At 67.1% G+C, this 12,927-nt stretch carries 9 protein-coding genes; 3 read left to right on the forward strand and 6 right to left on the reverse strand.

The genetic code is table 11. The features are described 5' to 3' along the window. The 6 genes from AC1DS3_RS25945 to AC1DS3_RS25970 all read right to left on the reverse strand — a co-directional run. Nucleotides 1-214: GTP-binding protein (locus tag AC1DS3_RS25945; RefSeq protein WP_477128241.1), on the reverse strand; the 214-nt coding region annotated here is incomplete at its 3' end. Between the two features lie 215 nt (nucleotides 215-429). Next, a complete protein-coding gene (locus tag AC1DS3_RS25950; protein WP_477128242.1) occupies nucleotides 430-4,545 on the reverse strand; it encodes a cobaltochelatase subunit CobN in 4,116 nt (1,371 codons plus the stop codon). Beyond that, nucleotides 4,545-4,961: a DUF2149 domain-containing protein gene (locus AC1DS3_RS25955; protein WP_441638241.1), complete on the reverse strand. Its 417-nt coding sequence runs from the start codon at nucleotides 4,959-4,961 to the stop codon at nucleotides 4,545-4,547. The genes AC1DS3_RS25950 and AC1DS3_RS25955 overlap by 1 nt, the downstream gene beginning before the upstream one ends. Continuing rightward, nucleotides 4,961-5,647 (reverse strand): MotA/TolQ/ExbB proton channel family protein, encoded by a 687-nt coding sequence (locus tag AC1DS3_RS25960; RefSeq protein ID WP_441638239.1) that lies wholly within the window; start codon nucleotides 5,645-5,647, stop codon nucleotides 4,961-4,963. Before AC1DS3_RS25960 ends, AC1DS3_RS25955 begins: the two co-directional genes overlap by 1 nt. A gap of 127 nt (nucleotides 5,648-5,774) precedes the next feature. Next, complete coding sequence (locus tag AC1DS3_RS25965; RefSeq protein ID WP_441638237.1) at nucleotides 5,775-6,689, reverse strand: polysaccharide deacetylase family protein; 915 nt, start codon at nucleotides 6,687-6,689, stop codon at nucleotides 5,775-5,777. 563 nt (nucleotides 6,690-7,252) lie between these two features. Then, nucleotides 7,253-7,753: a DUF6630 family protein gene (locus AC1DS3_RS25970; protein WP_441638235.1), complete on the reverse strand. Its 501-nt coding sequence runs from the start codon at nucleotides 7,751-7,753 to the stop codon at nucleotides 7,253-7,255. A 653-nt stretch (nucleotides 7,754-8,406) separates the two neighbouring features. Here AC1DS3_RS25970 and AC1DS3_RS25975 point away from each other — a divergent pair. From AC1DS3_RS25975 to AC1DS3_RS25985, 3 genes are all read left to right on the forward strand, one after another. Beyond that, nucleotides 8,407-8,556 (forward strand): hypothetical protein, encoded by a 150-nt coding sequence (locus tag AC1DS3_RS25975; RefSeq protein WP_441638233.1) that lies wholly within the window; start codon nucleotides 8,407-8,409, stop codon nucleotides 8,554-8,556. 124 nt (nucleotides 8,557-8,680) lie between these two features. Then, nucleotides 8,681-11,437 carry a magnesium-translocating P-type ATPase gene (mgtA, locus tag AC1DS3_RS25980; RefSeq protein ID WP_477128243.1) on the forward strand — a complete coding sequence of 919 codons (2,757 nt, stop codon included), beginning with the start codon at nucleotides 8,681-8,683 and terminating at the stop codon, nucleotides 11,435-11,437. 128 nt (nucleotides 11,438-11,565) lie between these two features. Then, nucleotides 11,566-12,288, forward strand: coding sequence for an MgtC/SapB family protein (locus AC1DS3_RS25985; protein WP_477128244.1), 723 nt, complete (start codon nucleotides 11,566-11,568; stop codon nucleotides 12,286-12,288). Nucleotides 12,289-12,927 lie beyond the last annotated feature (639 nt).

Here is a 12,927-nt window from a genome sequence, read left to right on the forward strand (position 1 = left end):
GCTCATAGAGCTGGCCATTGCTCTGGCCGGATTCGTCGCAGCCGATGCCGCAGCCCTTCAGGATCTCGCCATCGATGCCCAGCTCGCCGAACTCGTTGACGATCACCGCAATGCGCCGTCCGTTGGCGTTCTCGATGATATGGCGCAGCAAGGTGGTCTTGCCGCTGCCCAGGAAGCCGGTGACGATGGTGGCGGGGATTTTACGGGTCTGCATGGCGGATAAGGGAGTTCAGCGCTGGCGCTGGGGTTGAATCGGGGCGTGCGATGCGCGGCGTGGCAGGCCCCTGGCAAGTTATGTTTTGCGCAGCCGGTAAATAGTGCCGGCAAACGCAGTATCGGAAAACGCAGTGTCGGCAAACGGCCACGGGCCCGGCCGCGGCGAGGGGATCAGCATAAAGAGATCGCACGGTGCTGTCCACCCGCGGCGCGTCAGCGTGGCGCGGGTTGCCGCCGGCCACGGCCGCGCCACCACTCCGCAAAGGCGCCAGCGCCAACCAGCAGCAGCATCAGCGCAGCGGCCCAGAGCGCCTCGCGCGGCGCCAGGCCGCTTGGCGGTGCGGGCGCGGCGAGCTTGAGCACGCGGCTTTCGAGCAATTGGCCTGTCACTTGCCCGGCCGCGGGACGCGGAGCCGGCGCCGGTGCTGGCTGCGGCTTGGCCTGCCGAGCCGGCGGCGGGCTCGCATGGGGTGCGTCGGGCGGTGCAGCCCGGCCAGGCGCAGCGKGCTCGCGCCCCGGCATGGCTGTCGCCAGCCGCGCGGAGAATTCGCGCAGCGCATCCGTGGGCAGCCGGGCTTGCTGCCCCAGCCCGGCGATGTACTGCATCAACACGGGATTGCCGCAGCTATTGGCCGAGCAGGACAAGCCATCGCGATTGACCGACGCCACATAGCGCCGTGCCATATCGGCGCGCTCCGCAGGCGTGAAGCGGTAGCTTCCCTGCCGGTCCACTTCCAGCAGCCGGGCCAGGATGCCCTGCCGCGCGTGCGGGTTGTTTTGCGCAAAGAAACTGTCCATGCCCAGGCCGTTCTTGTCGGCCACATAGACGTCATACGTGTTCTGCCAGAAGCTGCCGCTCATCTGCTCCGGGCTGGTGGCCTGGAAGCCATAGAGATGCTCGATCTCCTTGAACATCTCGCGCGCGYCGGCATAGCCCGAGCGCTGCATGCCTTCGATCCAGCGCGGGTTCCAGTTGCGCGCGTTGAGCTCGGTGGCCAGCCAGGTACGGGCATCCACGGTCTGTTCTTCGCCGGCGCGGCGCAGGTTGTGCAGCCAGAAGCGCGGCGCCTGCCCGCTGACGGCGCGCGTGGCCATGTTGAGGCCGCCGGCGTACTGGTAGGTATCGTCGTTGTCGAGCGCGCCGTAAAGCGTGCTGGCGCGCGAGAACAGCACGGCCTGGTTGGATTTGAGGTGGCTGGCCAGCGCCTGCGGCGCGGTCTCGCCCCAGCCTTCGCTGGAGAACGCAAAGTTCATGTAGCGCAAGTACTGCCGCGCCAGCGCGCCCGGCTGCTCGCCGGCCTGCGCCACGTCCTTGCTCTGCTCCACCATCTGCTGCACGCCGATGCTGTAGTTGCCGGGCTTGGCGGCGAACACGCGGGCGCGCGCCAGGCGCGCGGCCAGTTGCGGCTCCACGCCAGCCGCCAGCAGCGTGGCCTGCGCTTCGCGGTCGTGGCGGCTGATGGCATTGTCGCCGGCGGCGGCGGCCAGGCGCGCGGCCTTGTCCAGCAGCGCCACCTTGTCGCCGAAGCCGTCGCGGTAGATGCCGGAGATGGTGAACAGCACGTTGACGCGCGGGCGGCCGAGCTCGGCATCGGGGATCAGGCGCACATCCTCCACCACGCCGCGCGCGTTCCAGACCGGTTCCACGCCCATCAGGTAGAGCGCCTCGCTCTCCATCGCGCCCTGGTGGCGCTCGGTCTCGCCGTACCACAGCACCATCGACACCTGCTCGGGMGCCTTGCCGGTTTCCTCGCGATAGCGCGCGAGCGTCTGCGCGGCCAGTTGCTTGCCGAGCTGCCAGGCGGCCGGCGTGGGGATCAGCGCGCCGTCGAAAGCGTGCAGGTTGCGCCCGGTAGGCAGGCCCTGCGGGGTGCGCACGGGGTCGCCCAGCGGCGCGGTCGGCAGGTAGCGGCCGGACAGCACGGTCACCAGGCCATCCAGCTCGCGGCGCGGCGATTCGCGCAGATTGGCCAGCCAGGCGCGCGTACTGGACAGCGCGGCTTTTACCTTCTCCGCCAGCGGCGGCGGCAATGGCGCGTCGGCAGCGCTGGCCGGCTCACGGCCTTCTGCCAATGCGCCTGCCCAGCGCGAGAGCGCGTCCTTGCCGATCACCCGCGTCTCGCTCGCGTCGAACGCGCTTTCCAGCACGGTGGCCAGCGCCTGGCGCTGCGCATCCAACGGCGGCAGCTCGCCCAGCGTGTGAATGCCCAGCGGCACCGGCTCGGCTTCCACCTTATGCAAGAAGCGGTGGATCACCGGCTCGATTTGCTCCCACGGCGCGCCGGGATCCAGCCCGAGCTGGCGGTCCAGCCCAAGGGCACGGATCTGCGCCAGCGCCTGCAGACGGTATTGCTCCGCCAGCGCGGGGGAGCCGTCGGCGGCGGCCTCTTGCTGCTCGATCACCTCGTCCAGCTTGGCCAGTTTGTCCGGCCAGCCGGCGCGGGCGATCAGCGGGGTCAGGTGGCTGACCAGCACGGCGGCGCTGCGGCGCTTGGCCTGGATGGCTTCTCCGCCACCGTCCTGGATGTAGTAGTAGGCGTTGGGCAGGTCGCCCAGCAACACCTCGGCGCTGTCGTCGCCGCTTTGCCCCACCTGCTTGCCAGGCAGCCATTCGAGCGTGCCGTGGCGGCCCACGTGAACCATCGCGTCCGCGCCGAAGGCGTGGCGATACCAAAGGTAGGCGGCAATATAGGAGTGCGGCGGCGGCGTCACCGTATCGTGCGAGCTGTCCATCGCTCGCGCGAAGGTGGAGCGCAGCGGCTGYGGGCCAACGAACAGATTGCCAAAGCGCAGGCCCGGAATCACGAAGTCCTGCCCGCCCTCGCTGTCCCTCACCAGCATCAGCGGATTGCGCTCGGGCGGGCCCCAGGCGGCCACCACCGACTGGCGAAACGCCGCCGGCAAGGCATCGAACCAGCGCTTGTACTGCGCCATCGGCAGCAGCGTAACGCGGCCGCGCGACACCATCTCGGCCAGTTCGCCGGGCGACCATTCCTCCATATTGCGGCCATTGCGCTCCAGCAGTGCGGTCAGCTCGGCAGTGTCCGGCAGCGTGGCGCCCGTGCGGTAGCCAGCCTCGCGCAGCCGCGCCATGACCTGCACCAGCGAGGGCAGCGTAGCCAGGTAGCTGGCGCCGATATTGCCGCGGCCTGGCGGGTTGTTGTAGTAGAGGATGGCGATGCGCTTGTCCGCCGCGGGCTTGTCCTGCAGCGCGATCCAGCGCCGCACGCGGGCCACCGCCGCGTCTGCCCGCTCCGGCACGGCACGGCTGGCCTTGGCGCCGTGCTCGTCCTCCAGCGTGGCGAACAGGATCGGCTCCGAGGCACCGGCCCGCTCGGGCGTGTTAAGCAGCAGCGGCAGGCGCTCGCCGCCGATGCCGCGCGCATCGGCCCGCCAGCCGGCCTGGCTGTCGCGCGTGGCGATCAGGTTGATGGCATGCAGGCCGTGGCGCTCCAGCCAGGTCTTGTCCTCGGCGCGGCTGATGGTGAGGTTCAGCGTCAGCAACGCGCGCAGAGGGCTTTGGCCGTCGACCGTGAGCATCGGATCCAGCCCGGACAGCGGCCAGCCGAACACCGGGACCGCGCCGATGCCCTGACGCTCCAGCGCCGCGATCAGCGCATCGATATGCGCGAGATCCTGCTGGCGATAATTGCTGGCATAGAAGGCAATGCCGACCAGCGGTGCGCCGGCCGGCAGGCCGCTTGCGCCGGCGCGGTACCAGGCGAGATAGTCCTTGAGCGTGGCAAACGCTTGCGCTGCGCGCGGATGATAGATGCCGGCCGCGGGCAGCGGGCGTGGCGGCGGCACGGCCATGGCCTGCTCGCCGCGCACGGCGGCCACCAGCCAGGCCATCCAGCCCGCGAGGTTGTCGGCGCCGCCGGCGCTCCAGTAAGCCTCGGCGGCCTGGTTGCGCGCGGCGTCCAGGCCAAAGCCCCAGGCGGCCTCGGCGGACGCTGCCGGCGCGGCCAGCACCAGCGCGCCGCGCTGCCGCGCCTGGCGCACGGCCGGCGCCATCTGGCGCAGCACGGTCGTGGGAACGAAGTACGCGTAGATGACATCGGCGGCCGCGACTTGCGCCGCATCGGGCGCTGCCGTCACGGCGTCCAGCACCACCCGGCCCGGCCCGGCCAGTTCGCGCAGGCGCGCTTGGGCGGCGGGCAGCAGGTGCGTATTGGTGGTGATCAGCAGCACACGTACCGGGGCTGGCTGCCCGGGTTCGGCAGCGCGGGCAAGGCCCGGGCCGGCAAGGCCCCCGCACAGCAGCCCAAGCATCAGCAGCAGCCAGGGCCGCCAGGGCAGCCACAGCGAAACCCGCCGCGCCGAAGCCATCAACGCGCGCCCGGGGCCGAGGCCGCGGCGGCCGCCGCGCCTTCCGGCACATACACCACGCTGCCATCCGGCAACTGGTAAGCCACGCCCAGCCGGGTGCCCTCGCCCGTCTTCTGCCGCGGGGACATCTTGCTGACCTTGACCTCCTTGCGGTTCTTCTCCAGCAATTGCAGCTCGCCAGTGCGCGGATCGCGCTGGACCATGGTGAACTGCGAGTCGGGATTGAGCAGCTGGGTCAGGCTGAACGCTTGCGTGAGCGCCACCATCAGGCCCACGGCAAACACGATGGAGGCATCGAACAGGTTGGCCACGCCGGCCAGCGGGTCTTCCCGATGCACCGAAGCAAGCTCGCCCTGCGCGCGGCGCCGCCGCACGAAGCGCCGCCGCCTGAACTGGTGTCCCTGGCCCGCGTCCATCAGGCCTGGGTCCCGGCCAGATGGATGGCGGCGCGCGCGTGTGCTGCGGGCGCCACTGGCTCGGGCATGGCCCGCAGCACCAGCTCGCACAGGTTTTCCATTTCCTTGAGATCGCTGCGCGCCCAGCGCTCGCGGGTGAGCGTCAGCACATAGGCGATACCGCCCAGCACCAGCCCGCAGACGACCGCGCCAAAGCCGATCACCAGGTGGTTGACCATGCCGGCCATATCGCCGCCGAGCAGCGATTGCAGCGCCGGCCCGAGCGGGATGATGGTGCCGGCCAGGCCCAGCATCGGCGCGATGCGCACCAGCGTGCGGGTCAGGTCAAGCCGGTTGGCCACGCGCATTTCCTCGCGCTGCAGCGTTTCGTCCAGCCACAGATCAAGGTGTTCGTGCGAATCGAGCCGGGCGAGCCGTTCTTCCAGCATGCCCCAAAAGCGGGCCAGCGAAGGCGACAGCAATGCCGCATCCAATTGCGCCGGCTTGCCATTTTGCAGGCTCGAGGCCAGCGTATTGGCCAGCGCGGGCAGATCGCTGCGCGGCGCCACGGTGCGGCGCCGGGACTGCACGATCAGGCTGCCGAGATCGGCTAGCGAGAGCACGAACAGCACCAGCAACGCCAGCGCGACCGGCCAGAAGAACGCCGTGGAAAGGCGGAAGAAAATCTCGGTGACGACGCTTTCCATTGTGATTGGCGGCAGTTGGGTTAGGCGGATCGGCAGGGCACAGCGGGTCCCGGCGCAGTATTGTACGTTGCGGGCGCCCCCCTATCCCAGGCCAGGAACCGCCTGCGATTTCCTTGCCGCCAAGGCCTCAGGGCCAGCTGTCGCGCGCATACACGCCCGACTGCGCGCGCAGCCGCGCGGCGCGTTCCGCGACCCGGGCATCCGTGTAGAACGGCGGGTCCGCCAGCACCAGGCCGTTCTCCCGGGCTTCTTCCACCAGGATCTGCAGGTACTCGGTCATGTGCGAGGCCGTGTAGTCGTTGGTGTCATGAAAGCTCACCACGATCGGCACCACGCCCCCCATGGATGGCAGCCGCTGCTCGGCGATGGCCACCTTGACCTGCGCCAGCTCGCTATTCATATGGGAGCGGCGGCGCAGGCTGATATGCCAGCCGTAGATCTTGCCGTCGCGCGCGTTCACGTCCGACATCAGCATGCCCAGGCCGAGCTTGCGGTAGACCGCCTGCACCGCATCGTTGTAGGCCCAGTTGGGCGGGCGTACCAGTTGGGCCGCGCCGCGGCATTGCGCGATGATGTCGGCCTCGCCCGACAGCAGCGACGCCTCCAGTTCTTCAGGCGACATGCGCGTATGCGAGAGATGCCCGATCGGCAACCCGCTATGMACGGACAGCCGATGGCCGGCGAGGCAGGTAGCGTGCATCTGCGCTTTGCCGGCCTCGCCGCCGCCACGCCTCGGGTGGGCGGTCTGCACGAAGAAGAGCGCTTTGATGCCCGGCGTCACCGGGTTGTCGGCAAGCTGGCGCAGAATCAGCGGCGTGCTGCCATCCTCGCCGGCATCGGGGCCGTCATCGAACGTGAGCAGGAAGCGGATGGGGGGAAGCGGACGCTGCGCGCGCAGGGCCGCCAGCTGGATCGCGGGCAGCGCGCTCGCCGACGTATCGAAAGGGGCTGCCGGCGGGGCTACCGGCGCGGCCGCTCCGGCGAGACTCAGGCAGCACGCCAGGGTCCCGGCGGCGAGATGAACAAAATGGGAAAAGCGCATGCGGGGCGTCCGGCTCGCCACTTCGGGCGCTCTCTGGCGCGTTGCAGGGGCAATCCGGAATGATTCTCAAGCAAAGGAAATGGGGGCGAACCGTAGCCATGTGCGCGAAGCGCCGCAGCGCTCGCCGTGGCCCCGGCAAAATGCAAGAAGGCATTGTGCCATATCGTGTTGGCGCGCTTTTGCGCTGGCGCGGCCGAGCCCGCGCAGCGAAAAAAGCCAGGCCATGAGACATGGCCTGGCGGGCAAATCGGCAGCAAGGGGCACCGCTGCCTGCGGGTCAGGGATGCCGTTTTGGACACCCCGGCCAACAGGTTAGCGGCTCCCCCATTTTGCAAACGCAAACAACTGTGTCGCCGCGCCTCATCCGTTTGGCTATCCCGCAAGACGACGCGCCTGGCACGCGCATGGATCGCGCGTGGGTCGCACGATCCGGCTCTGTCGAAAGGCAGCTGCAACGCGCAAAGCGCGCAGGCATGCTGCCGAGCCAGCATCGGACGGCCACGAGGCTTTCGCGGCCACCCGGTGCAAATGTCAACAAATGTGAACGCTGAGCCTGAGCCGGCTCAGTAGGTTTCGTCGGCGGGATCGATCATCAGGTGAAGCTGCCTGGCAAGCTCGGCCAGCACCGGCTCGTCCGCGCTGCGGATCATCCATCCCGCGTAAGCGTCCGCCTGCGTGTCCCAGCACCACAGCGTAAAGCCGGCCGCTTGCAACGAGACCTGCGCGATCGCCATCAGGCCGGGCACATCCTTGCCCGCGAGGAAGGTCGCCGCAAGCGGCTCGGGCGCGCCCCAGTCCACGCGCAGGCCGACCCGGTCGCACATGGCTTGCACGCCGCGCACCACGGCGGCCGTATCTTTCCATTCCACGTAGAAGCCTGCGGCGCCGATCGCTTCGGTCAGCGGCCATAGCAGCATATGGCCCTCGCAGCCAGTCTCGGTGCGCGCAAGCGCATGCTGGAACGCGGTCCAGTACTTGTCCGCGGCGTCCTGGTCATGCAGAGAAATCAGCAGGATCAGCTTGCGCACGGCATCCTGCGTTTCACTCGGGAGCACAGTGGTCATAGGCTTCTGGCAGGTTGGGAACACAGGGAACGGAAGAGGTTCGATGCTGGCAGKCCGCAGCGTGATGCCGCGAGCCGACGCGGTGGTTGACTCGGATGCCGGAACCATGCGTGAGCATCCGAGTGGCTGAACGTCTGGCGGTGCTTTGCCCAACGCCGGGAAAATGGCAGCCCCCTATTCTGACAAAGGTTGGTGCGAGGCGCTACTACACATACGCGTGGAAGGCGCATCGAAGGCACGCCGATCGTCTCGCAGGACCAGCGCATACGCATTGCCTTACGGCACGAAAAACGCAAAGTTTAGGACGTGTCCTATTCGGCGGAAAAAGCCGGAAGAAAAAGATTGCCAAGCGCGCGCCGCCTTTGTTACCCTTCGCCCCGTTATCGCTTCGGAGTCATCTCCATGGACAGTTGTTCTAGTTGGCCTTACGGCCAAACCTTGAACGGCTAGGCAAGTCCAGGCGTCTTACCGCCACTGCCTAGCCGATACCGGCGGGTAGTGGTCCGTTGCACGGGTTCTCCGTGCGACCCCCTCCCAGTTCGTTGCAAATGCCTGCGGCTATCCCGCCGCGAGAATGCGTTCGTCCGCAGTTTCGCGATGCGATATCCGCCGTTGCCTGCGCGCGCCATCGAGCGTTAGCGCAAGGAGGCCCCATGCCGTCCCTCTTCATCGCACAACATGCCTTGCTGGCGCTGCAGATCCTGCGCTGGCATGCCCGCGGGCCAGGCAGCGCCGCCGTCCTCCTGCTCACGCTGGCCCTGCCCCGCGCGCGCCATGCCGCACACCAGCCCCGGCCGGGCTGACGCGCGCGCCGTTTCACACTCACCGCATCCGGCGCAGGCGGCGCGACGCGCCTGCCTTTGCCGCTCCCCGTCTCACTCCAGCATCGCCGCCCCGGCACGCCGGGACTTTTGGGAAACCGCACCGATGAACCTGATGAAAACGCTCTTCGTCGCCTTCCTGCGCACGCGCCGGGCGACCCACCACTTCCGCCGGCTGGCGATGTTCGAGTCGCTGGGCAAGCCGGGGCCGTCGCGCACCGTGCCGGAGCAGTTGGCACAATCGCTCAAGCGCGCCGCGCGCGAGGACGTGCCGGCCGTGCTGGTACGCATGCACTCCCACGAGGACGGCCTGACCAGCGCCGAGACGGACGACAAGCTCAAGCAGTTCGGCCCGAACGAAGTCGACCATGAGAAGCCGCTGCCGGCGTGGCTGCACCTGTGGCATTCGTACGGCAACCCGTTCAATCTGCTGCTGACACTGCTGGCGGCGATTTCCTACTTCACCGAGGACATGAAGGCGACGATCGTCATCGGCACCATGGTGACGCTGTCCACGCTGCTGCGCTTCGTGCAGGAGCGGCGCTCAAACCAGGCTGCGGAGAGCCTCAAGGCCATGGTGAGCACCACCGCCACGGTGATCCGGCGGGACCTTGCGGCCGGCGTTGCCGCCGTCAGCGCGGAGTACTTCAACGTGCACGTGCATTCCCGCCCGCCGCACAAGATCGAAGTGCCTATCGTCAAGCTGGTGCCAGGCGACCTGGTCGCACTCTCGGCCGGCGACATGATTCCCGCCGACTGCCGCATCATCGCGGCCAAGGACCTGTTCATCAGCCAGGCGGCCATGACGGGCGAATCGCTGCCCGTGGAGAAATTCGCCGAGCTGCGCGATCGCCACGACAGCCCGCTGGAGCTCGCCAACATCGCCTTCATGGGCACCAATGTGGTTTCGGGCGCCGCCACCGCCGTGGTGCTCGCCACCGGCAACCACACTTACTTCGGCACGCTGGCCGCGCGCGTCACCAGCACCGACCGGTCGGCCACAGCCTTCCAGGCTGGCGTCAACCAGGTGAGCTGGCTGCTGATCCGCTTCGCGCTGGTGATGGCGCCGCTGGTGCTGCTGGTCAACGGATTTACCAAGGGCGACTGGACGCAGGCGTTCCTCTTTGCCTTGTCCGTCGCGGTAGGGCTCACGCCCGAGATGCTGCCGATGATCGTGACCTCCACGCTGGCCAAGGGCGCGGTGATGCTGTCGCGCCGCAAGGTCATCGTGAAGCGGCTCGACGCGATCCAGAATTTCGGCGCGATGGACGTGTTGTGCACCGACAAGACCGGCACGCTGACGCAGGACAAGATCGTGCTGGAGCGCCACACCGATGTGCTGGGCCGCATCAGCACCGACGTGCTCAAGCACGCTTACCTGAACAGCTACTACCAGACCGGCCTGAAGAACCTGCTGGACCGCGCGGTGCTCGATCACGTGGAGCTGCAAAGCGAGCTGAAGCTGACGCAGCATTACCGCAAGGTCGATGAAATCCCGTTCGATTTCGAGCGGCGCCGCATGTCGGTGGTGGTGGCCGAGCGCGAAGATCACAACGAACTGATCTGCAAAGGCGCGGTGGAGGAAATGCTGGGCATCTGCACGCGCGTGCAGATCGATGGCGTGGCGCAAGCACTGGACACCGAGATGCTGGCGCGCGTGCGCCAGGTGACGCACGACCTCAACGAGGAAGGCTTGCGCGTGGTGGCAGTGGCCATGAAGGAAACGCCCACCACGCAAACGCAGTACGGCGTGGYCGATGAATGCGAGCTGACGCTGGTCGGGTACATCGCTTTTCTCGATCCGCCCAAGGATTCCACGCTGCCCGCGCTCAAGGCCCTGGCCGAGCACGGCGTCACGGTGAAAGTGCTGACCGGCGACAACGAACTGGTCACCGCCAAGATCTGCCGCGAAGTGGGGCTGCCCGTCACGCGCGTGCTGCTGGGGCCGGACATCGAGAAGATGGACGCCCCCACGCTGGCCCGTGCCGTGGAGGATCACGACGTATTCGCACGCCTGTCGCCGCTGCAAAAGGAGCAACTGGTGCTGGCGCTGCGCGCCAACGGCCATGTGGTTGGCTTCATGGGTGACRGCATCAACGATGCGCCCGCGCTGCGCGCGGCCGATATCGGCATCTCGGTAGACAGCGCGGTGGATATCGCCAAGGAAGCCGCCGACCTCATCCTGCTGGAAAAGAGCCTGATGGTGCTGGAAGAAGGCGTGATCGAAGGCCGGCGCACTTTCAGCAATATGCTGAAGTACATCCGCATGACGGCCAGCTCCAACTTCGGCAACGTGTTCTCGGTGCTGGTGGCCAGCGCCTTCCTGCCCTTCCTGCCGATGCTGCCGCTGCAACTGCTGGTGCAGAACCTGCTGTACGACGTCTCGCAGATCGCGATTCCGTTCGATCGCGTGGACAAGGAACTGGTGGCGCAGCCGCTGCGCTGGAACCCGGGCGACATCGGCCGCTTCATGGTGGTCTTCGGCCCGATCAGCTCGATCTTCGACATCACGACCTATGTGGTGATGTGGTACGTGTTCGCCGCCAACAACGTGGAGGCGCAGGCGCTGTTCCAGTCCGGCTGGTTCGTGATCGGGCTGCTCACGCAAACGCTGATCGTGCACATGATCCGCACGCCCAAGCTGCCGTTCATTCAGAGCCGCGCGGCCTGGCCGCTGACGTTGGCCACGGTGGCCATCATGGCCGTGGGCATCTGGCTGCCAATGGGCCCGCTCGCGGCGTACTTCAAGCTGGAGGCATTGCCGCCCGGCTATTTTCCCTGGATGATCGGCATCGTGCTGGGCTACGCCCTGCTGGTGACGGCGGTCAAGCGGTTCTATATCCGGCGCTTTGGCTGGCAATAAGCGATGGGCGGCGCCTTTCGCGATGCTCGCGCGAAAGGCGCCGCCGATGACATCGGCGTGACACCTGGCCGGCGTAAAAAGACGCAAGCGGTTCCATAACAATAACTTTCAAGCCCGGGGAAACCATCATGTCCCTCCAAGCCTTTCAAAACATCAACCTTGACTCGCTGCTCGACACCACCGTCAGCCTGACCACCGCCTTCGTGCTTGGCGCGGTAATCGGCTATGAGCGGCAGATCCGCCAGCGCAYGGCCGGCCTGCGCACCAATGTGCTGGTGGCGGTAGGCGCCGCCATCTTCGTCGACATGGCCAACCGCATGGCCGGGCACGACGGCGCGGTGCGCGTGGTGGCCTATGTGGTCTCGGGCATCGGCTTTCTCGGTGCCGGCGTGATCATGCGGGAGGAAGGCAATGTGCGGGRGTTGAATACCGCGGCCACGCTATGGGGATCGGCGGCGATCGGCGCCAGTGCGGGGGCGGACCTGATTCTCGAGGCCGGGCTGGGCTGCCTGTTTGTGCTGGCGGCCAATACCCTGTTGCGACCGGTGGTGAATCGCATCAACCAGCAGCCAATGGATACGACCGCGGTGGAGGTGACCAATACGGTCTACGTCATCGCGCCGCGCTCCGCGCAGAAGCTGGCGTTGCGCTTGCTCGAAGATACGCTGGAGGCGGGGAACTATCCGACCCGGGACCTGGAGGTGCATGCGTTCGGGGATAGCGATGTCGAGATTGAAGCGGTGCTCACGTCAACGTCCGTTGATGGGGATGTGCTGGATCGATTGATGGCGGAGCTGGCGGAGTCGGAGCATATTCATCAGGCGTTTTGGAGTCCAAGTACGACGGATTGAATTTGGGATGGATGGATAGATGGTTGATTGACGTTTGTGGTCGTTTTTTTGCGGCGTTGGCTTTTGGGCGCAAGGGCTGTACGACATCGCCCTGCTGGGGTTGGTCGCTGTTTTTTGAGCGGCGATGGTTTTTGCACCCAAGGGCCATACGACATCCCCCTGCGGGGGCTGCCGGTCACTTTTCTTTGACCGGCAAAGAAAACTAACGAAAAGAAAGCCGCCCTGCCGGGAGCAGAGCAATAAGRCTGTTTTTGCCTTGGTGGTTGCGTCGTACGGCCCGGAGTGTTGGCTAGCCGATCCTACCGGCCCAGAGGACATCGCAACTGCATGACCCAATGGTCACGTGGTGCGGCCCCTGACCTCGTGTGCGGTGACCATTCCCACATCTGCCGTTCGCGGTGCGCAGCGCCACGATCCTGCCTGCATCGGTGGTTTCGTGGTTTTGTCTCTGACGGTRGCCGCCCGGCYATTTGGTGCCCTGCCGTACCGGCGCGRGCGGCACCTTGCTATCRMCYCCTCTGGTTTCGTGGTGGGCACCGTGGCCCGGTTCGCGAGGGCCGCGCTCGCACCTCACGGTGCTTGTCCTCCGAGACAAAACCACGAAACCAGCCACACCCGAAACGGCGCAGCACTTCGCCC

The organism is Cupriavidus sp. 01L46 (genome assembly GCF_056399905.1).